General features: G+C 63.5%; 19 protein-coding genes and 1 pseudogene. 7 read left to right on the top strand and 13 right to left on the bottom strand.

Features of this window, described 5'->3' with window-relative positions:
• The first annotated feature begins 71 nt into the window (after positions 1–71).
• From purN to AC15MQ_RS05295, 4 genes are read left to right on the top strand one after another with little or no spacing between them, the layout of a single operon-like run.
• On the top strand, positions 72–725 hold the full coding sequence (gene purN, locus AC15MQ_RS05310; RefSeq protein WP_483079544.1) for a phosphoribosylglycinamide formyltransferase: 654 nt from the start codon (positions 72–74) through the stop codon (positions 723–725).
• Between the two features lie 11 nt (positions 726–736).
• Positions 737–1,777, top strand: coding sequence for a DUF3108 domain-containing protein (locus tag AC15MQ_RS05305; RefSeq protein WP_483079543.1), 1,041 nt, complete (start codon positions 737–739; stop codon positions 1,775–1,777).
• On the top strand, positions 1,777–3,039 hold the full coding sequence (locus AC15MQ_RS05300) for an RsmB/NOP family class I SAM-dependent RNA methyltransferase (protein WP_483079674.1): 1,263 nt from the start codon (positions 1,777–1,779) through the stop codon (positions 3,037–3,039). Before AC15MQ_RS05305 ends, AC15MQ_RS05300 begins: the two co-directional genes overlap by 1 nt.
• Positions 3,036–4,385, top strand: coding sequence for a mechanosensitive ion channel family protein (locus AC15MQ_RS05295; protein WP_483079542.1), 1,350 nt, complete (start codon positions 3,036–3,038; stop codon positions 4,383–4,385). The genes AC15MQ_RS05300 and AC15MQ_RS05295 overlap by 4 nt, the downstream gene beginning before the upstream one ends.
• Before the next feature lie 97 nt (positions 4,386–4,482).
• Here the strand turns inward: AC15MQ_RS05295 and AC15MQ_RS05290 are convergent.
• From AC15MQ_RS05290 to AC15MQ_RS05275, 4 genes and pseudogenes are all read right to left on the bottom strand, one after another.
• Positions 4,483–4,857: pseudogene (locus tag AC15MQ_RS05290) on the bottom strand (hypothetical protein); the annotation flags it as partial.
• 4 nt (positions 4,858–4,861) lie between these two features.
• Positions 4,862–6,304: a DegQ family serine endoprotease gene (locus AC15MQ_RS05285; RefSeq protein ID WP_483079541.1), complete on the bottom strand. Its 1,443-nt coding sequence runs from the start codon at positions 6,302–6,304 to the stop codon at positions 4,862–4,864.
• 82 nt (positions 6,305–6,386) lie between these two features.
• Entirely contained in the window at positions 6,387–7,703 is a 1,317-nt protein-coding gene (locus AC15MQ_RS05280; protein WP_483079540.1) for a sensor histidine kinase, read from the bottom strand.
• The gene (locus AC15MQ_RS05275; RefSeq protein WP_483079539.1) at positions 7,700–8,362 is read right to left on the bottom strand and encodes a response regulator; all 663 of its coding nucleotides are present in this window, start codon (positions 8,360–8,362) and stop codon (positions 7,700–7,702) included. Before AC15MQ_RS05275 ends, AC15MQ_RS05280 begins: the two co-directional genes overlap by 4 nt.
• A 296-nt stretch (positions 8,363–8,658) precedes the next feature.
• Between AC15MQ_RS05275 and AC15MQ_RS05270 the strand changes: the two genes are divergently transcribed.
• The 3 genes from AC15MQ_RS05270 (at position 8,659) to AC15MQ_RS05260 (ending at position 11,935) form a co-directional block, all read left to right on the top strand.
• On the top strand, positions 8,659–8,958 hold the full coding sequence (locus AC15MQ_RS05270) for a type II toxin-antitoxin system TacA family antitoxin (RefSeq protein WP_483079538.1): 300 nt from the start codon (positions 8,659–8,661) through the stop codon (positions 8,956–8,958).
• On the top strand, positions 8,952–9,482 hold the full coding sequence (locus AC15MQ_RS05265; protein ID WP_483079537.1) for a GNAT family N-acetyltransferase: 531 nt from the start codon (positions 8,952–8,954) through the stop codon (positions 9,480–9,482). Before AC15MQ_RS05270 ends, AC15MQ_RS05265 begins: the two co-directional genes overlap by 7 nt.
• A 314-nt stretch (positions 9,483–9,796) precedes the next feature.
• On the top strand, positions 9,797–11,935 hold the full coding sequence (locus tag AC15MQ_RS05260) for a helix-turn-helix domain-containing protein (RefSeq protein ID WP_483079536.1): 2,139 nt from the start codon (positions 9,797–9,799) through the stop codon (positions 11,933–11,935).
• Positions 11,936–12,054: 119 nt separating this feature from the next.
• Here the strand turns inward: AC15MQ_RS05260 and AC15MQ_RS05255 are convergent, their stop codons facing one another.
• From AC15MQ_RS05255 to nirB, 9 genes are all read right to left on the bottom strand, one after another.
• A complete protein-coding gene (locus AC15MQ_RS05255) occupies positions 12,055–12,222 on the bottom strand; it encodes a hypothetical protein (RefSeq protein ID WP_483079535.1) in 168 nt (55 codons plus the stop codon).
• Positions 12,223–12,244: 22 nt separating this feature from the next.
• Positions 12,245–12,511 (bottom strand): toxin-antitoxin system HicB family antitoxin, encoded by a 267-nt coding sequence (locus AC15MQ_RS05250; protein ID WP_483079534.1) that lies wholly within the window; start codon positions 12,509–12,511, stop codon positions 12,245–12,247.
• Between the two features lie 19 nt (positions 12,512–12,530).
• Positions 12,531–13,751, bottom strand: a complete 1,221-nt coding sequence (locus AC15MQ_RS05245) for an IS110 family RNA-guided transposase (RefSeq protein ID WP_483079533.1) — start codon at positions 13,749–13,751, stop codon at positions 12,531–12,533.
• Between the two features lie 322 nt (positions 13,752–14,073).
• Positions 14,074–14,421 (bottom strand): type II toxin-antitoxin system RelE/ParE family toxin, encoded by a 348-nt coding sequence (locus AC15MQ_RS05240; RefSeq protein WP_483079532.1) that lies wholly within the window; start codon positions 14,419–14,421, stop codon positions 14,074–14,076.
• Positions 14,418–14,678 (bottom strand): type II toxin-antitoxin system ParD family antitoxin, encoded by a 261-nt coding sequence (locus tag AC15MQ_RS05235; protein WP_483079531.1) that lies wholly within the window; start codon positions 14,676–14,678, stop codon positions 14,418–14,420. Before AC15MQ_RS05235 ends, AC15MQ_RS05240 begins: the two co-directional genes overlap by 4 nt.
• A 132-nt stretch (positions 14,679–14,810) precedes the next feature.
• Positions 14,811–16,493 carry a bifunctional protein-serine/threonine kinase/phosphatase gene (locus AC15MQ_RS05230; RefSeq protein WP_483079530.1) on the bottom strand — a complete coding sequence of 561 codons (1,683 nt, stop codon included), beginning with the start codon at positions 16,491–16,493 and terminating at the stop codon, positions 14,811–14,813.
• An 88-nt stretch (positions 16,494–16,581) separates the two neighbouring features.
• Positions 16,582–17,793 carry a nitrate/nitrite transporter gene (locus tag AC15MQ_RS05225; protein ID WP_483079529.1) on the bottom strand — a complete coding sequence of 404 codons (1,212 nt, stop codon included), beginning with the start codon at positions 17,791–17,793 and terminating at the stop codon, positions 16,582–16,584.
• Positions 17,794–17,816: 23 nt separating this feature from the next.
• Positions 17,817–18,125, bottom strand: coding sequence for a nitrite reductase small subunit NirD (gene nirD, locus AC15MQ_RS05220; protein ID WP_483079528.1), 309 nt, complete (start codon positions 18,123–18,125; stop codon positions 17,817–17,819).
• Positions 18,126–18,142: 17 nt separating this feature from the next.
• A complete protein-coding gene (nirB, locus tag AC15MQ_RS05215) occupies positions 18,143–20,572 on the bottom strand; it encodes a nitrite reductase large subunit NirB (protein ID WP_483079527.1) in 2,430 nt (809 codons plus the stop codon).
• Positions 20,573–20,734: the final 162 nt, after the last annotated feature.

Genomic DNA, 20,734 nt, shown 5'->3' with positions numbered 1-20,734 from the left:
CAGCGCTCTGCCCATCGGGGCGGTCCGGCGAATGCCTCAAGAGGCGCTACCGTGAGGGCAGGGGGTCGCGCATGACGTCGGTGGTGATCCTGATCTCCGGGCGTGGCAGCAACATGGCTTCGCTGCTGGCCGCGGCGGCATCCGGCGCGCTGCCGGTACGCATCGCCGGCGTGCTCTCGAACCGGGCCGATGCCCAGGGTTTGCAGACGGCCGCCGCGCACGGCGTACCGACCCAGGTTCTTGAACATCGCTTGTATGCCGAGCGCGAAGCTTTCGATGCGGCGCTGGCCGAAGCCATTGACCGCCTGGCGCCGGACCTGATCGTACTGGCAGGCTTCATGCGCATCTTGGGCGACCGGTTCGTGCGCCGCTACGCAGGCCGGCTGATCAACATCCATCCCTCGCTGTTGCCGGCATTCCCGGGGTTGCACACGCATCGCCGTGCACTCGCCGAAGGCGTCCGGATTCATGGCTGCACGGTACACTTCGTCACCCCGGATCTCGATCACGGCCCGGTGATTGTCCAGGCGGCGGTGCCGGTACTCGATCAGGACGACGAGGCTTCCCTCGCTGCGCGGGTGCTGGTACAGGAGCACCGGATTTATCTCCTGGCGGTGCGCTGGTTTGCCGAAGGCCGCCTGCGCCTGCGTGACGGACGCGTGCTGCTCGATGCGCCGCAGGACGACAGCGGCAGGCTGATTGTTCCGCAGACACCTCCGGGGTAATCGGCTAGCCGATGCCTGTCGTCCTGATCATCGCTTTCGCCGCCTCGCTGGGCATACATGCCCTGGCGTTGCTGGCGCCGGACATCGACCTGTCGGTCGGCGGCGAAGCGCCAATGCTGGTCGCCGAACTCAAGGCCCCGCCCAAGGTGTTGCCCGAACCAGTGGCGAAGAGGGAGGAGACCGTCGTGCCGCGGAACAGCCGTGAGATGCGGCGGAGACCGATCGCCTCAAAGCGGTCGCCACAGCTTCTGGCCAGATCCACCTCGCCGCTGCCGCAGCCTGAACCCGTGCCGGATCCGGCACCTGTGCCCGTGCCCGATCCGGCACCTGTGCTGACGTCAAAAACGGCCTCGGAACCCGACGGCGAGCAGGCAATCACGCCGCCGCTACCGGCAGCGGCGCCAGCCCCGGCAGCCTCACGCTGGCCCGCACGCGGAATGATTCGTTATCGGGTCGACCGCGGTGACCAGGGTTTCGAGATCGGCCTCTCCATCCACCGCTGGGAAGTCATCGACGGGGCATACCGGCTCACTGCCGTCACCGAGACGAACGGGCTGGTCGCGCTGTTCCGGCCGCTGCGCTTCGAAGTCGAAAGTCGGGGCCGGCTGACCGCGGCAGGCCTGCTCCCCGAACATGTCGTCACACGCCAGGAGGGCCGCGAAACCGGCACCACGGCCGATTTCGACTGGGACAAGATGGAGTTGCGCGTCGCCAATCGACCAGCGCGAGCCTTGCTCCCAGGGACGCAGGACGTCCTGTCCTTTGCCTACCAACTGGGTCTGATCGCCGACCTGGCCGCGCACAGCAGCCTGCCGATTGCCACCGGCAAGGCGTACGCCAACTATCGGATCGAGATCGTCGGCGACGAGGAGATCGAGACGCCGGCCGGCACCTTTCGCTGCCTGCACCTGCGCGTACCGGGAGTGGCCACCACCGAACTCTGGCTGGCTTACGACCGCGCGCTGCTGCCGGTCAAGGTCCAGCATATCGACCGCAAAGGCGCTCTTTTCGTCCAGATTGCAGTCACCATTGAAGTCAGCCAGGAACCATGATGAACGTGCGTTTCACTCCCGCCCTTTTCCGCCATGCCGAAGTGCTGCTCTCCGAATTGCTGCGCTCGTGCTTCCCTGCCGACCTGGTCGTTTCGCACTATTTTCGACAGCATCGCGAGCTGGGCCATGCCGATCGCGGCTTCGTTGCGGAAACGGTGTTCTCGGTGCTGCGCCGCAAGCGCTCGCTGTCGGCACGTTGCGCCGACGAGGTGACCTCGCGGCGACTGTTGCTCGCAGCACTGGCCTGTCTGCACGGCATGAACCGGCGCGAACTGGCGGTAGTGCTCAGCGAATCGGAGAGCAAGTGGCTGGGACAGGCCAAGGCCGTGCACATGGACGACCTGCCGCCGGCGGTGCGGCTGGATTTGCCCGACTGGCTGCATGACGAGCTCAGCCGGCAATTCTCCGCCGAAGCAGTCGAGCAACTGGCCGCCGCGCTCAATCAGCCGGCGCCGCTCGACCTGCGGGTCAATTCGCTGAAAGCCAATCGGCAGGAAGTCCTGGCGCGGCTGCTGGCCGACGGCCTGACGGCGTCGCCGTGCCCGTATTCGCCACTGGGCATCCGCCTGACCGGCAAGCCGGCGCTGTCCAGACACCCCTTGTTCCTTGATGGCAGCATCGAAGTCCAGGATGAAGGCAGCCAGTTGCTGGGTTTCCTGCTGCAACCCAGACGCGGCGAAATGGTCGCCGACTTCTGTGCCGGTGCGGGTGGCAAGACGCTGCTGCTCGGTGCGATGATGCGCTCGCAGGGCCGGCTCTATGCCTTCGACGTCGACGAACGGCGGCTGGCGCGACTGAAGCCCCGCCTTGCCCGCTCCGGTCTGTCGAACGTGCACCCGGTGCGCATCGACTCGGAGCGGGACACCAGGATCCGGCGCCTTGCCGGCAAGCTCGATCGGGTCCTGGTCGATGCGCCGTGTTCCGGACTGGGTACCTTGCGTCGCAACCCTGACCTGAAATGGCGGCAGACACCGGCAAGCGTTGCGGAATTGTGTACCAAACAGGAAGCGATTCTCGCTGCCGCAGGTGGTCTGGTCAAGCCGGGCGGGCGCCTGGTTTACGCCACCTGCAGCGTGCTTGAAGCCGAGAACGAAGTCATCGTCCAGAGTTTCCTGGCGCGCTTTCCCGAGTTCGTCCTGTGCTCCGCGCAGGAGATCCTGGCCCGACAGGAGATCGCGATCGACATTGGCGAGCGGTTGCGGCTGTTGCCGCAGCATCACGGGACCGATGCCTTTTATGGCGCAGTAATGGAGCGGAAATGAACGAACAAGTCGTCTTTGCCCTGCTGTTCGAACTGTGGCGGGATATTCGGGAGCCGGCGTTCCTCTGGCAGGTACTGGCCCTGGGAATGAGCCTGCTGCTCGCCTGGGGTCTGTCGCGCTACGGGCGGCAGCAGGAGTTCGTCCGCTCGACGGCCGAACATGGCGCGCTGCGTACGTTCAGCACGGGCAGCATCAAGCGCGTGGCCTTCCCGCTGCTGTCGCTGCTGTTGATTTTGATCGTGCGCAAGCTCTTCAAATACTGGCACCTGGGCCCGGTCAGTCTCTTCGACCTGGCGGTGCCCCTGCTGCTGTCGATGGCGCTGGTGCGGGCGGTGATCTATGTGCTGCGGCACGCCCTGACTGCGGGGAGCTGGCTGGCGACTTCCGAACGCTTCGTGGCCACCAGTATCTGGCTCTGTCTGGCACTGTATCTGACCGGGCTTGCGGACCCGCTGATCGAGATGCTCGAACAGGTGAGCTTCCATGTCGGTAAACAGAAGCTCGACCTGTGGACGCTACTGAATGGTCTGGTGACCGTCGTCGCCACGGTATTGCTCGCCCTCTGGCTGTCCGGCGTCATCGAGAGACGCCTGCTGGCAAGCGACGCGCTGGACTCCAATGTGCGTGTGGTGCTGGGCCGCCTGGTCAAGGCCGTGCTGTCGGTGGTTGCCCTGTTGCTCAGCCTGTCGATCGTCGGTATCGACATCACCGCCCTGTCGGTGTTCAGCGGTGCGCTCGCCGTCGGTCTCGGCCTCGGGCTGCAAAGGATCGCCAGCAATTACGTCAGCGGCTTCATCATCCTGCTCGACCGTTCGATTCGCATCGGCAATCTGGTGGCGCTGGACGCCACGACCTCCGGAATCGTGACCCAGATCACCGCTCGCTATACAGTCCTGCGCACCCTGGCCGGTACCGAGGTGATCATTCCCAACGAGTATCTGGTGTCGAATATCGTGCGCAACGAATCGTTCACCGATTCACGGCTGCGTCTGCAGGTGTCCGTGCAGGTGGCCTACGGCACCGACCTTGAGCAAGCGATGCGCCTGATGGTCGAGGCGGCGCGGGCGCAACCGCGAGTGCTCGACGACCCCGCGCCGCAAGCGCTGTTGACGGCTTTTGCCGACAGCGGCATCAATCTCGATCTCGGCTTCTGGATTGCCGATCCGCAGGAGGGAACGGGTGGCGTTCGTTCGGCGATCAACCTGTCGATCTGGCGCGCGTTTTGCGCACAAGGTATCGAGATTCCCTTCCCGCAGCGCGAGGTTCGCCTGATCGGTGGGCTGCCACCCGTGGCGACTGCGCCGGTTGCTCCTCCAGCGGCTCCGGAAGTTCAGCCGGTGGCTTAGCCACGATCTTAAACAGCGATTCACGCCGAACGATTCGACCGGAAAAGTGCGAGATGAGCGCCAGCGCACGCTGCGCTCTGTGAAAATCCGGCCGCGCGTTAAGCGCCGCCCGCAGCGCGCTGACGGCCTGCTGCGGACGGCGCAGGCGGAACAGCAGCAGGCCGAGGTCGTACCAGGCGCCGGCGAGCGTCGATCCGTGGCCGCTCGCCGCCGGCAAGCACTGCGCCGAGGCTTGCAGACTGGCGTCGGTAGCGGCCGTCGGCTGCTCGCGGGGGAGATTGCCGGCCGCCGCCGCAAAAACCTGCAGGGCCTGCGCGCGGCGCCTGGTGCGGTAATAGACCAGGCCGAGGAACTGCAGGGACACGCTGTCGTCCGGGATCGCCTGCAGAATGCTGCGCGCGATCCACTCCGCCTGCGCCAGATCGCCGCTTTGATAGAACGCTCCCAGAAGGTCAAACAGGGCATTGATCATCGCATCAACCGATCTCGATCGGTACGAAGATCTTCGCCTTGTCGCGCTCGATCAGCAGTGCCACAACGCGGCCGGCCTTGTCGAGCAGGGAGCGCACTTGCGATATCTCGCGTATCGCTTGTCCATTGAGCGACACGATGATGTCGCCGGGCCGGATGCCGGCGCGCGCCGCGGGTCCGCTGACGTTTTCGACGAGCAGACCTTCAGGATTCTCGACCTGACGACGCTCTTCCGGTGTCAGGGAACGCAGCGCCAGACCGAGTCGGGACTTGTCGGCGTCACCGCCACGCGCCGACGCCAGCCTGGGCGCCGCTATCTCGCCGACCGAGAGCGCCAGATCACGGCTTGCTCCCTTCCGCCAGACGTGTAGCCTGACCTGCGTTCCGGGTTTGAGGGCGGCGACCATGGGTGGCAACTCGGACGAGCGCCCGATCGTGGTGTCGTTCAGCTTCAGTATGATGTCGCCTGGCTCAAGTCCCGCCGCCGCGGCCGGACTGCCTTTTTCGACCGAACTCACGAGGGCTCCGGCGGTACTCTTCAGCGCGAAGGATTCGGCAAGCGACTGCGAAACCTCCTGGATCGTCACCCCCATGCGGCCGTGGCTGACCTTGCCATCCTTGAGCAGTTGTTGCTCGATATTCATCGCGACGTCAATGGGAATGGCAAACGACACGCCCTGATAACCGCCACTGCGACTGTAAATCTGCGAGTTGATGCCGATCACCTCGCCGTCCAGGTTGAGCAGCGGCCCCCCCGAGTTACCGGGGTTGATCGCCACGTCGGTCTGGATGAACGGCACATAGCTGTCGCTGGCCAGCGAACGCGATTTTGCCGAGACGATGCCGGCGGTGACGCTGTTCTCGAAACCGAACGGCGAGCCGATGGCGACGACCCATTCGCCAACCCGCGTGCGTGCCGGGTCGCCGAGGCGCAGGGCCGGCAGATTCCCGGCATCGATGCGCAGGACGGCGACGTCCGTCAACTTGTCCAGGCCGATAACCTTGGCCTTGAATTCACGCTTGTCGGTCAGTTTGACGGTCACTTCGTCGGCATCGGCAACGACATGGGCATTGGTCAGGATCACGCCATCGGGGCTGACGATGAAGCCGGAACCCATGCCGCGTGCCGGCCCCCGCTCCTGCGGGGTCGGCACCCCGAAGCGACGAAAGAATTCGAACATCGGGTCATTGGGATCAATCGCCGCGGCCGTCTTCTGCGAACCCGTGACGCTGATATTGACCACTGCCGGCCCTGTGCTGTCGACGATGGCACTGAAGTCGGGCAGCGTCACGCCGGGGCGGGGCAGGGCTGCCGGCGCCGCCGATACGGGCGCGGCAAGTGCCTCGGCAGGGCTGATGGCTGGCCCGCCGAATTTCGCGTAGCCGGCGCCGAGAGCGATGATCAGCGAAGCGGCGAGCAGAGTGCGTTTGAATGTCGTTGCTTGCATGGTAATCTCCAGTTTCGTTGCACCAACAGAAGCGCTTGGCTTCCGACGGGTGAACGATAGACGGCCGCGACTTAAAGCTGACTTAAGGCGTTACCGATCGCTGGAATTGCACGCGGGCGCGCAGGCCGCCCAGCGGTGCTTCGTCGAGCACGACGCTTGCCCGATGGCGCTCGGCGATGCGCCTGACGATGGCCAGTCCCAGGCCGCTGCCGGCTTCGTCATTCTGCGCCCGGCGATAGAAGCGGTCGAAAACACGTTCCCGTTCTTCGGCGGGAATACCCGGACCCGTGTCGCAGACGTCGATGAATGGTCCGTCAGCGCCGGCCCCGACCGTGACGTCGACTTTTCCTCCGTGCGGGGTGTAGCGGACGGCGTTGCTGACCAGGTTGCTGATCAGGATGCGCAGCGCCTCTTCCTCGCCATCGACGACCGCCTCGCCAGTCGTCGGCATCGCTCCGAGATCGATCCGCCGCGCTTCGGCCAACGGCAGATGCGCGGCGATGACGCCGGCGACGAGTTCCGAGAGCGCCACCGGGGCCAGCGGTCGATCGCCGCCGCCGGGTTCCTGGCGAGCCAGGGTCAGGAGCTGTTGCACGGAGTGCGTGGCGCGCTGCAGACCGCCCTTGACTTCGGCGAAAGCCTCGGTGCGCGCCGCCGCATCACCGGCGCGTTCGGCGAGTTGCACCTGCAGGGTCAGCGCCGCCAGGGGGGTACGCAGTTCGTGGGCGGCGTCGGCGATGAATTCCCGCTGCGCATCGAGCGCGCGCCTGAGCCGGGCCAGCAGATCGTTCAGCGCCAGCAGCAGCGGCAGCACTTCACTGGGGGCATGAACTTGCGGCAGGGGTTCGAGGGCGACCGGTGTGCGCGTGCTTACCTCTCGCGCCACTGCGTCGAGCGGTCGCAGTCCGCGCCCGACCACGACCCAGATCAGCACGCCGAGTATCGGCAGCATGAGGAGAAACGGTGCCACGGTCCGCAAGGCGGCAGCGAGCGCCAACTGGTCGCGCAAGAGCATCGGTTGTGCGACCTGGATCGTCTGCCCGCCCTGCTGCATGCCGAAAACCCGCCACTGGCCATGGCCGCTGTCGATCGTCGCAAACCCGATCGGCGTCTGCCGGGGAAGTTCCTGTCGGGGGTGCGAAAGGTAGATGCGGGTCCCGTCCGGGCTCCAGATCTGAACGGAGAAATCCTGTGCGTCTTCTTCGATACGGAAGTCGCGCCGCGGTCCGTTCTGGAAGACCGGATTGCGCAGTGACAAGGCCAATTGCCGAAGGTGGTAATCGAACATGGCGTTGGCCTCCTCGCGCGCCGTCCGGTAGGTCGCCAGTGCGCCGAGCAGGGTGGTCAGGCTGATCGCCGACAATAGTGCGACCAGGAGCTGGTGGCGGATCGACCTCATTGGCTGGCGGGCACCAGATAGCCCACACCGCGGATGTTCCGGATGCACTCGGAGCCCAGCTTGCGGCGCAGCGAGTGGATGTAGACCTCGACCGCGTTGCTTTCGACCTCCTCGCCCCAGCCGTACAATCGTTCCTCGAGTCTGGCCCGCGACAGCGGTACTCCCGGCTGCTCGAGCAGCGCCTGCAACAGTGCGAACTCCCGTGCCGAGAGGACGATCGGTTGACCGTTCTGCGTCAGCTCATGGGTTGCCGGATTCATGCGCAGATCGCCAAGTTCGATGACCGGGTCGGCACGTCCGGCGTGACGGCGGAGCACCGCGCGCATGCGCGCGCCGAGTTCGTCGAGGTCGAAAGGCTTCACCAGGTAGTCGTCGGCACCACTGTCGAGTCCGAGGATCCTGTCGGCGACCGAATCGCGGGCGGTGATCACCAGTACTGGAATGCGATGGGCTGCCCGCCGGAGCTGGGCGAGCAGTTCGAGGCCGGATTTTCCGGGGAGGCCGAGGTCGAGCAGCAACATCTCGTAGCTGGTGGTGGCCAGAGCCAGTTCGGCGGCCCGGCTCTCGCGCACCCAGTCCACCGTGTGGCCATCCTGGCGCAGGCCCTGCTGAACGCTCTTGCCGATCATCGGATCGTCTTCGACGAGTAACACGCGCATCGTGGCTGGCTGACGGGGAAGTCCAGGGGAAGGCCTAAAGTCCAACGGCGTCGCCACCGGGAATCACGTCGTGTCGTGGATGGGCGCCTAGCGTGGCTGGATTCTACACCTCGGGAACGGCTGTGGAGAACGAGACTTCAGCCCCGGTGCGCGCAGCGCATAGAGCCCGGCCCGCTGGCGCAAAAGCGTGAGCGGGGACGCCCAAGAAAGCCCTTGTTTATTCCGTACATTTGCCGTACCTTGGCAAGGCTTTCGCTTGCATTGGCGACGGCAATCAAAAACACGGGAGAAGGGCCATGCAGACCAGCGATCCAGTCACCGACGACAAGACGCGCGCCGCGCGTCTTGAAGCCCGCCTATCGGTCGAACAAAAGGCAGTGCTACAACAGGCCGCCACGCTGTCCGGGCGCACCTTGAGCGAATTCGTCGTCGCCAGCGCCCAGGAAGCCGCCGCCCGCATCCTCCGGGAACACGCAACGATCCGCCTGAGCCGGGCGGAGCAGATCGCGTTCGTGACCGCCTTGCTCGACCCGCCCGCGCCGAATGAGCGTCTGTGCCAGGCCGCAGCGACCTACCGCCAGCAAATGGGGTGGTGATTGTCCGCCCCGGTGACCCCGCGCCTCGCATTGAGCCCCTCGGCAAGGGCCATGACCGCGACAGCTTTTCCTGCGGCAGCGCACCGCTGGATCGCTACCTGCGCCAGCAAGCCCGCCAGGACGCCGACAAGCGCGTCGCCGCGCCCTTCGTCCTGATCGCACCGCCCGCCGCGCGAGTGCTCGGGTATTACACGCTGTCCGCCTCGACGGTGGACGCCAGCGAATTACCCGATACCCTGACCAAAAAGCTGCCGCGCTACCCCCAGCTCCCGGTCTCGCTACTCGGTCGGCTGGCCGTCGACCAGAGCATGAAGGGCAGGGGCCTGGGGGAGTTCCTGCTCATGGACGCCTTGCGCCGCAGCCTGGAAGCCGCCGCGAACATCGCGGCCATGGCTGTCCTGGTGGATGCCAAGGACGAAGCAGCCGAAGCCTTCTACCGGCATTTCAGCTTCCTGCCGTTGCAACAGTGGCCCGCACGCCTGTACCTGTCGATGAAAACCATCATCGCGCTGTTCGGCGACTGACAGGCCAGCCAGACGGCTATGCATGCCGCTTGATGGCGCAGCCATCAAGCGTGGCGGTTGTAGATGCGGGGCAGGGCCGCAGCCGTACCCCGTCACCCGGCGGAAGCCGATGCCGCTAATTGGTTTTTGCGTTAGCGGGCGTTACCGAAGGTCGTGGCTTCAGGCCCGGTGCGCGCAGCGCGTAGAGCCCGGCCCGCTGGCGCGAAAGCGCGGACGGGGAATGCCAAAGAAGCATATTTATTGTTGCCGCAACGTTTCTTTACTTGTATGAAGTATTGCCGTATCGTTTCTTCTCGCTTACAAAGGAGAACCCCATGAACCGTGATGCAGCAATCGGCAAGCACATAGCCAGCCTGCGAGAGCAAGCCAATCTCAAACAAAACGAACTCGCCAAGAAATTGCCGTGGAGTGCGGCAGTGCTGTCCAGAATTGAGAGTGGGGAACGACCACTCGCCGACGATGAACTCGAAATCGTTCTAAACGGCATCGGCACTGCTGACGCCCTCAAAGTGAAGGAAATACTCGCGAGAAAGTGGGAAATCTTGCCAGAAGCACCCCTCGGAGAACACGATGCCGACTTGCTATGGGAAGCCGAACAGGCGGCGCAACAGGTTCACGCGCTGGCTGAACGGCCTGACGTGAAGCAGTTCTACGAACGTCGGCTCGTCCGATACCAAGAAGAATTGCTAACGGCGGCCAGCCGGGTCTCGAACAAACGGTTTCGCGCGGCCTTTATCGGCACAATCGCTGTTGGCAAATCGACGGCGATTTGTCGAGCAGAGGGCTTGGAAATCTCAACGAGCAAGGGTATGCCCAAGGCAGTTCTCGAAACCGGCGCAGGGGGGATAACGATCTGTGAAGTTCACCTCCGGCGCGGCCCAGGCTACGGGCTCATAGTGGAACCGTGTTCCGAGGATGAAATTCGTCGTCACGTTTCTGACTTTGCGAATTTTCTGCTAAATCCGTCGCAATCCACTCAGCAACCAGACGAGGGGGAAGGAGAAACCGGCTCGCCGGGAATTTCCCGCGAGGTCGAGCGCGCCCTGCGCAATATGACGGGCTTGCGCCGAAGACGGGCCGAGAAGAAGCCTGACGGAACAGTAGTTCCCGCCGTCGACGAAGCACGTGTGCTCGCCGCTACCGTAAGTGATGCCAAAGCGCTTTCCGTCGAAATTTTGGCCCGCATGGAACTGCACAAGCGGGATTGCCGGGACATATGGTATTCCGACGGCGTCGGCAGAGCGCCGCTTGAGTGGCTGCAAGATATTTTTGAGCGCGTTAACAATGGCCGCCATCCCGAATTTACCCTGCCAAAGCGCGTCGAACTCGTGATTCCTAGTGCCGTGCTTGGGAACGAATCCCTATCGGTAACACTCGTGGATACCCAAGGGATCGACGACATCGCCGAGCGGGCTGACCTGGAGCAGCATTTTGATGATGCCCACACAGTCGTGGTGCTTTGCACAGTTTTCAACGAAGCCCCCGCGACGGCAGTACGACAACTTCTGACACGCGCCAAAGAAGGTGGGGTTCGTACCCTTGCAAGCCATGTAGCCATATTGGCCCTCCCAAGACCAGGGGAGGCATTGGCGATGAAAGACAATGGCTACCCCGCCCAATCCGCAAGCGAAGGCTACGACCTCAAAGCCGAAGAGGTCCAACTGAAACTGCATCCACTCGGGCTCAGTAATCTGCCGGTTAGGTTTTTCAATGCGGCAGAAGACGCGCCCGACGATCTGCGTTCATTCATTCTCAGTCGCATTGAAGCCGTCCAGGAATGGCAGCGCAAGGCGCTCCGCGAGATCATTGCCGGAGCGAATGCGCTGCTCGAAAATTATGAAAAAGCCCAAGCCCGCGAGGTGATGATGGCCGCCGCGCAAAGTTTGATAACTTGGCTGGACAACAATGCAGAGATCACTGCTGCCCCCAAGAAGCGAGTCCATGAGAGTTTGCTTTTGGCGGTGCAGTCGGCGCATCCGCGAACAGTGTATGCCGCTGTTGACCGTGACGGCGATTGGTACAAACTGAATTATGCTCACCAGTTAAGTCATGGCGCGCGGCGAATTGCGACTAGCATCGCCGAGCCGAAACTTAACGCCTTCAAAGTGATCGCGACCAATCTACTGCAAGACGATCAGTACGCGGATGCCCATGACCTGGTGCAGCAAACTGTGAGAACGGTCGAACTGGGATTCGACAATATGGTTCGCAAAACTCAATTGGTCGGACAAAGTATCCATGCTGATGAAATGAGCGCCGACATCAACTTTTGGCGTGACTGCGGTAAAGAATGGGGGCGGGGGGCAGGCTACCGCGACCGTATTAACAAGCACAATAAACAGTGGTTCGAGGACGAGCATTCTGGCGAAGCCGACGCAAGAGTCCTTGAATTGGTTACCGAAAGTTGGAATGAAACGATGGCTTCGGTGCGGCAGTTGCTGACCCAAGATTGACATTGAGCGCCGCCAGGCGATGCCGCACCGTCATGCCGCTCAAGGTCCGCCGCGCCAGGCGATGACGTGGACGCTGGTCACGCTGCGGAATTCCTTCGGCTTCACGATACCGGTGAACGTCATAAAATCCCCAGCGCGTTTTCGTAGGCGCGCCGGGTGGCCTGGTTGTCGAGATTGGCGAACCACTCGATTTCCGGCGGCACGTCGGCCAGGCGCTGGAATCGTTCGGAGGTCAGGAGCCGGAACGCAACGGGCGGTGCAGTGGTTGGCAGGTCGCTCGTGGTCATGGCCCTGCTCGATTCACGGATTTCAAGGAATCAGATCGTCGGGCTGCGGCGGCTCGCCGCCCTGGCGCGGCATGAGGCGGTCGAAAGCATCAAAATCAGCCCGCTCCCGGCGCTCGGCGAAAAAAGTCGCGGTGTTCATGGCCGCCAGCTTCTCGGCGACAGCGGTCGCCACGAACTGGTTGAGGCTCGTGCCTTCGGCCTTGGCGCGGCGCACAATCTCAGCCTTGATCGAATTAATGTGAAAGAACCCAGTCTCCAAGCGCGCGAGTACCTGACCGCGAGCGGTCATGGAGATCGGTTGTCGTGAATCAAGCGGCTGCGGGGATGAAGCCGAAGCGAGTTAGCGCCTTGATCCAGCGAGAGGCGTTGCGCTGCACGGAGAGCTGCTCATAGTTGGTGGCGGAATCCCGGTAATGTTCGCCACGCTTGAGCATGAAAAAAATGGTGCGCAACATCTTGTGAGCCAAAGCGACGATGGCGCGTTTGTGACCACGACGAACGATCAACGACTGGAACTTGGCCTGGAACGCCGATTTTGTGCGGCTGGCGGCGTGAGCGAACTCACAGAGGAGTCGGCGGACGTAGGGATTGCCCTTGCGGACGCGTCCCGACTGGCGCTTCCCGGCCGACTCGTTGTTGCCCGGACAGAGGCCAACCCAGGAGGCTAGGCGGTCCGAGGTGCCGAAGACGCTCATGTCGCTGCCGATCTCGACGAGCAGCATGGCAGCGCCGATGAGATCGACGCCAGGTAAGGTTTGCAGCAGGGCGAGTGCATTGTGCTCGCTCGCCAATTCGGCGAGCAGGCGGGCGTCGAAACGGGCGATGCGCGCTTCGAGTTCCTCGATATGCCGCAATAGTTCGTCAAGAACGAACACGTGACTCGCGGTCAATTCGCCCTGCAGGGCATCGTGCAATTCCTCGCGGCTGGCTTTGAGACGTCGACTGGCGAGTTGAAGAACCTCATGCGGAGCCTGCCCCCGGAGAATCCCCTTGATCATCGCGCGTGCCGACTGACCATGGATATCGCTGACCACCACGCCCAGACGGATGCCGGCATCGGTCAGCACTTTGTGCATGCGGTTCTTCTCGGACGAGAGCAGCCCGACGAGCTTCTGCCGTTGCCGGGCGATCAGACGCAGTTCGCGCAGTCGGGCCGGCGGCACGAAAGACCCTCGGAGCAGACCGGCTCGCGCCAGGGTGGCCAGCCACTGGGCATCTCCGACATCCGTCTTGCGTCCCGGCACCTGCTTGACGTGACGGGCATTGACCACCGTCGCCCGGATACCGACCGCCTCCAGCGCCGCATACGGACTCTTCCAGTAGATGCCCGTGCTTTCCATGACGACTTCGTCCGGATCAAGCGCCGCCGCCCAGACCGCCAGCTCCCGCCGGTCCCGTTTGAACGCGCCAAATTGCCGCTGCTCGAGTCGTGTCTCGCCGCCCGATTCCTCGATGATCGCGCACGCCGTGACCTGGGCCTGATGAATATCCAGCCCAATGACCCGCTTGTGGATCGGAACCAGTTCCATACCGTCTCCTTTCGCCATAAACTTGAACGCGGGAGGCGGTGGGTGCCAGAACCGAAATTGCCTGAAGGCGACAGGTCGCCAACGGCCCTTTTAATGTGTGCGCTCGATGGCAGCAATCCGGGGTACGAGTCGGTTCAGCGGGTCACGTTAGCTTGCGGGGTCGAGCCGCCAAAATGTTGCGCGACCTCTACCCGCCGCTTCCCAACCCGCATCTTCTTTCATCATCCGGGGCGGCGGCAACTGCAATGACCGTTAGGCAGACGCAGTGGATAGATGCTTTGAGGATTTCCATAGTCGGATCCTTCGACAAGTTCACGCCGGGTCATAGATGGCTTTTGACATCCATGGCATCGTGAAGCACACGAACAATCTCAAGGCGCTGACCGTTACGGCGATAGAACACCAGATGACGTTTCACGTGCAGCCTCCGGTAGCCCGCCCGGATATGATCGTAGGGCGTCCCCAACTCAGGAAACTTCAGAAGCCCCTGAATCTCCCGATCAAGGTCGTACAGGTACTGATCCGCTTGCGCCGCACCCCATTGCCGAACGGTGTAATTCCAAATCTCCTTGAGGTCGCGGCGCGCGCGCGGACGAAGAGTGACTTCCGCCGGTTCGCCGCTTGCCTCATCCGAGGTCGCGGCGCGCGCGCGGACGAAGAACCAGCTCAAGCATCCACGGAACCGCTCTTGGCCTCCTGGCGCGCCTCCGCGATGATCGCGGCCATCGCAAGGGGCACTGGTTCGCCACTCGTCTCGCCCTCGACCAAGGCCTGACGCAACGCGCTTACTTTCTGTTCGTGCTCTTCGAGCAGCCGCATCGCGGCGCGCACAACCTCGCTCTTGGACTCGAAGCGTCCGGCATCGATCTGCTGGGTGATAAAGCCCTCGAAGTGTTCGCCCAGGGTGACGCTGGTGTTTCTCGGCATGATGGCTCCTTTCATGGCAGGTCATTTGTATTAGATACTAATACAATAGCGCTCGACCATACGCAACAGATTTTCGGCATGTCACTCTCGCTAATCCTGGCGGCGCTGATTGGTATGCCACCGCCGACTGCTTCAGCGCGTCAGCAGCATCAGCAGGAACAGGTTCAGGAGCAGCGAGATGCCGGCGATGATGCGCCAGGTGAGCAGCGGGTTGCGCATCGCCAATGGGGTCACCGGCGGTCGGTTGAGTGGCCGACTGGCGCCGCGTTCGAGCGCCAGCAGGAACTCTTCGGCGGTTTCGAAACGCTGCGCGGGATCCCTGGCGACGGCCTTGAGCACGATGTTTTCGAGCCAGCCGGGGATGTCCGGGCGATAGCGCGTCGGGGGCACCGGTTCAGCGAATTTCGGATGCTGGAAAGGCTCGATCTCACCGTAGGGATACTTGCGGGTCAGCAGATGGTAGAGCGTGACGCCGGCGGCGTAGAGGTCGTGCGCCGTGCCGACCTTGTCGCCGGCGAACAGTTCCGGCGCCATGTAGCTCGGCGTTCCCGGGTTGCCGGGGGGGGACTCGTCTTCCGACAGGCTGAGCGCGACGCCGAGATCGAGGATGCGCAGGTGACCGTCGCGGCCGATGTGGATGTTCGCCGGTTTGACGTCGCGATGGGCAACGTCGAGTCGGTGCAGGGCGGACAGCCCTTTCATCAACCGGACGCCGTGCTGGACGGCGTCGGCGACGGTGAAATGGAGATCGGCGTCGAGCATCCGTTGCAGCGTTGCGCCCTCGTACCAGGCCTGCAGAAAATAGAGATAACTGCGTTTTTCGGCCGGTACAAGCTGCGCGAAGAAGGGTGAGACGATGCGCCGCGTGCGCCACTCCTCCATGATCAACGCCCGGATTTCCTCGGCATCGTCGGCAAGCTCCGGGCGCAGCGTCTTGAGCACCAGTTGCCGGCCGGAGAGCTGGTCGGTGACCTGGTAGAGCAATGTCGTTCGCGAATCGTGCAACACCTCGTCGATGCGTAGTCCGTCGAAGATCTGGCCCGGCTTGAAACGCGGCGGCAACGGCAGCCGCGCCGTTCCATCGAGCGAGTCGCGCAAATTCTCCGGAGGCAGGCGGGCAACGCGCAGGACAACGGCGCTGGCGTTGTCCTGGCCACCGGAGGCCAGCGCCAGACTGGTCAGCGATGCCGCCGCCTGCTGTGCGTCGGGATGGGACAGCAAAGCGGCTCGGATACGGCCGCCGCCGAGCGGTTCCCAGACGCCGTCGGAGCAGAGCAGGAAGCAGTCGCCTTCCTGCAGCTCGCCGTCGACGAAATCGAGATGGAAGTGACGGTCAAGGCCTACCGCGCGCGACAGCACATTCTTGAGTTCCGGGTGTTCCCAGACATGGTCACTGGTCAAGCGCGTGCAGATGCCGTCGCGCAGCAGGTACAGACGCGAGTCGCCGACGTGCGCGCAGACGTAGCGGCGGCCGCGCAGCACCAGCACGGTCAGTGTCGTCGCCATGCCGGCGAGGTCGGGCTGGCGACCGGCTTCGGCCATCACCCAGCGGTTGAGCGGGACCACCACCTTTTCGAGCGCATGCGGCACGCTCCAGGTGTCGGGCGTCGCGTAGTAATCGGAAAGCAGGCCGCGTACCGTGTACTCTGCGGCCTCACGCCCCCCCTTGTGGCCGCCGATGCCGTCGGCGACGGCAGCGATCAGCCCCTTGTTTTCGAGTTCCCCGCCCTGCGGGGTGACCATGCCGCAGAAGTCCTCGTTGCGTTCACGGGGACCGGTCAGCGAGGAATGACCGACGTCGACTTCAAGCGGCATCGTGGAACGGCTCCGGAAAGGGAAGGGCGGCAGGTCGCACTGTACCTTGCCGCCCGCTCACAAATGGCTGCGAATCAGTGTCTGCGCATCAGATCTTGGCCGCCGTCAGGTGCGCCGCACCCCAGGTGGTACGCCAGCGGGTCTTGACCCCGCTCAGACCGGCCAGAGCCAGCAGGGCGAGTGCGGCAAAAATCAGGAACCCCATCTGGTAGCTGCCGGTGATCTGCCGCGCATAACCGAGCGACGACGCCAGATAGAAACCACCGACGCCGCCGGCCATGCCCACCAGTCCGGTCATGACGCCGATTTCCTTGCGAAAGCGCTGTGGTACCAACTGAAAGACGGCGCCGTTGCCCATGCCCAGGGCCAGCATCGCCCCGACGAAGGCCAGCAGGGCCATCCAGGCGGTGGGCAGACCGATGCTGACGATGCCCAGAAAGATCGCCGCCAGTACGTACATGACCGAAAGGCTCTTGATGCCGCCGATGCGGTCGGCAACGTTGCCGCCGATGGGTCGGACCAGCGAGCCGGCAAACACGCAGGCGGCGGTGAAGAAGCCGGCGGTTTTCGCGTCCAGTCCGTACTGGATGTTGAAGTAGATGGTCAGTGACGAGGCGAGGCCGACGAAGCCGCCGAAGGTCACCGAGTAGAAGAACATGAACCACCACGCGTCGCTGTCCTTGAGCACCTTCAGGTACTCGGCCAGAGACTTCGGCGGCGGGCACTCCGGTGCGTCCCTGGCCGCCAGCAGATAGAACGCGAAGACCAGGATCAGCGGCAGCAGCGCCAGGCCGAAGACGTTGCTCCACCCGAAGGCGATCGCCAGACTGGGGGCGATCAGGGCGGCCAGGGCGGTCCCGGAATTGCCGGCGCCGGCGATTCCCAGTGCCGTACCCTGATGCTCAGGGGGGTACCAGCGCGAGGCGAGCGGCAAGGCGACCGCGAACGATGCCCCGGCAACGCCCAGGAAGCAGCCGAGAATCAGCGTTTGCTCGTAGCTGTGGATACCGAAGTACCAGGCGAAGAACAGGGCGACGATGACGATCACCTGGCCGATGGCACCGGCCATCTTCGGCTTCAGGTGGTCGACCAGGACGCCCATGAAAATGCGCAGGATCGCACCGGCGAGCACCGGGGTGGCCACCATCATGCCTTTCTGGGCGTGCGACAGGCCGAGATCCGTGGCGATCTGCACGCCGAGCGGGCCGAGCATCACCCAGACCATGAAGGCGAGGTCGAAATAAAGAAATGCCGCGTATAGCGTCGGCCGATGTCCGGCCTTCCAGAATGAGTTGTCCATCTAGTTTCTCCAGTCGGTGCGGGTCAGATTTCAAGAAAAACGGTGCCGCCTTCCACCCGGACCGGGTAGCGACGGGAACAGCCTTGATCAGGCGCGACGGCCTCGCCGGAATCCAGGCGCAGTTTCCAGCCGTGCAGGGGGCAGGTCACCTGGTTGCCATGTACCAGGCCCTGCGACAGCGGCCCGCCCTTATGCGGGCACTGGTCGCGCAGCGCAAACACCTCGCCGCCCGAGGTGCGAAAAACGGCAATGTTGCCGCTGGTCGAGCGCACCACGCGACTACCCAGGCGCGGAATTTCTTCAAGCGTGCAGATCGACTTCCATTCAGCCATTTGTATTCTCCAGTCCTTCATACTGAAAGCATTTCGTACTCGTTCTTTTCAACGCCGGCAATGCGTTCGGCCCACGGGTCGCGGGCGTCCTTCAACTCGGCCAGCAGGCGTCCGTAAAGCGCCTTGCGATTTTCTTCGTCTTCGACGACCAGGCTCCTGGCGTGGTCAAGGCCGACGCGTTCAAGGTAGTGACAGGTGCGCTCGAGGTAGAAGCCTTCCTCGCGGTAGAGCTGCAGGAAGGCCCCGCTGTACTCGAGCACCTCCTCGTCGCTCTTCACCTTGGCGAAGAACTGCGCGACCTCGGTCTTGATGCCGCCGTTGCCGCCGACGTACAGTTCGTAGCCCGAGTCGACACCGATCACGCCGACGTCCTTGATGCCGGCCTCGGCGCAATTGCGCGGACAGCCCGAAACCGCGAGCTTGACCTTGTGCGGGGAGTACATGTCGAACAGCATCTTTTCGAGCTTGACGCCCATGTCCATCGCCAACTGTGTGCCGAAGCGGCAGTGCTCCAGGCCGACACAGGTTTTCACCGTACGGATCGATTTGCCGTAGGCGTGCCCCGAGGGCATGCCGAGATCCTTCCAGACACCGATCAGGTCTTCTTTTCTGATTCCCAGCAGGTCGATGCGCTGACCGCCGGTGACCTTGATCGTCGGCACCTGATATTTGTCGGCGACGTCGGCAATGCGGCGCAACTCGGACGCGGTCGTCAGCCCGCCCCACATGCGTGGCACGACCGAATAGGTGCCGTCCTTCTGAATGTTGGCGTGCGCACGTTCGTTGATCAGGCGCGAGCGCGGATCGTCTTTCGCGGCGTGTGGCCAGGTCGAAATCAGGTAGTAGTTCAGGGCCGGGCGGCATTTCTCGCAGCCGTCCGGCGTTTGCCATTCGAGGAAGCGCATCACTTCGCCGATGGTCAGCAGGTGCTGCGCCCGGATCGCGTCGCGCACCTCCTGGTGCGAGTAGTCCGTACAGCCGCAGACGGCCTTGCGGTTCGACGCCGCCGGGGTGTAGGCACCGCCGATGGTCGCCGAAAGGAGCTGCTCACAGAGGCCGGCGCACGAACCACAGGACGAGGCCGCCTTGGTATGCTTCTTGATGTCGTCGAGCGTGAACAGGCCTTTTTCCTTGATGGCCTTGACGATGCTGCCCTTGCTGACACCGTTGCAGCCGCACACTTCGGCGCTGTCGGCCATCGCCGCCGCCTTGCTGTGACCCTGGTGGCCGACGTCTCCGACATGCGACTGCCCGAACAGCAGGTGATCGCGAATCTCGTGAATGTCCTGACCGTCGCGCAGCAACTGGAAGTACCAGGGACCGTCGGCGGTGTCGCCGTAGAGCACACCACCGACCAGCTTGTTGTCCTTGATCACCAGCTTCTTGTAGACCCCGCCGGCGGCATCGTTGAGCACGATCTCCTCGGTCTCCTGGTTGCCGAAGAAATCACCGGCCGAGAACAGATCGATGCCTGTCACCTTGAGCTTGGTCGAGGTCACCGAGCCGGTATAGCGGCTGATGCCGTAGTTCGCCAGATGGTTGGCCGCGACCTTGCCCTGCTCGAACAGCGGCGCCACGAGTCCGTAAGCGACGCCGCGGTGGGCGACACATTCGCCGACGGCGTAGACCTTCGGGTCGTAGGTCTGCATGGTGTCGTTGACCACGATGCCGCGCTGGCAGTAGATACCCGCCGACTCGGCCAGCGCGGTGTTCGGCCGGATGCCGACGGCCATCACCACCAGGTCGGCCGGGATCTGCAGACCGTCCTTGAGGCGGATCGCAGCCACCCGCCCACTCTCGCCGGCGATCAGCATTTCGGTCTGTTTGCCGAGCAGGAACTTGAGGCCGCGGTCTTCGAGAGACTTCTGCAGCATCCGGCCCGCCGTCTGGTCGAGCTGACGTTCGAGCAGCCAGTCGGCGAGGTGGACCACCGTCACGTCCATGCCGCGCAGCTTCAGACCGTTGGCCGCCTCGAGACCGAGCAGGCCACCGCCGATCACCACCGCGTGCCCGTAGCGCCGGGCCGCGTCGATCATCGCGTCGGTATCGCTGATGTCGCGGTACGAAATGACCCCCGGCAAATCGTTGCCGGGGACCGGCAGGATGAACGGGCTGGAGCCGGTCGACAGCAGCAGGCGGTCGTAGGTCGCTTCGGTACCGTCGTCGGCGATGACCCGGCGCCGCACGCGGTCGATCGTGCCGACTTTTTTGCCGAGGTGCAGCGTGATGCCGTGCTGCGCGTACCAGCTGTGATCGTTGAGAATGATGTCCTGAATCGTCATCTCGCCGGCGAGCACCGGCGAGAGCAGGATGCGGTTGTAGTTGGGGTGCGGCTCGGCACCGAAAACGGTGATTTCGTACTGCTCGGGTGCGATCTTCAGCAACTCCTCGAGCGTGCGCACGCCAGCCATGCCGTTACCGACCATCACGAGTTTCTTCTTGCGCATGTGCACGGCTCCCATTGCTTGGTTGTGATAGAACCCTAAAAGCAAACTCTGTGCCATAAACCTATGCATTTGCTTTTGTTGGGATTTTCGACACGTCTGGCGTTGCCGACGTGATTCGGCGCACAACTCTTGGGCACGCGCGACTATTCTGGTGCGGCATTT

It is taken from the genome of Candidatus Accumulibacter propinquus (assembly GCF_056856495.1).
This window is presented reverse-complemented; position numbering and strand designations above follow the sequence as displayed.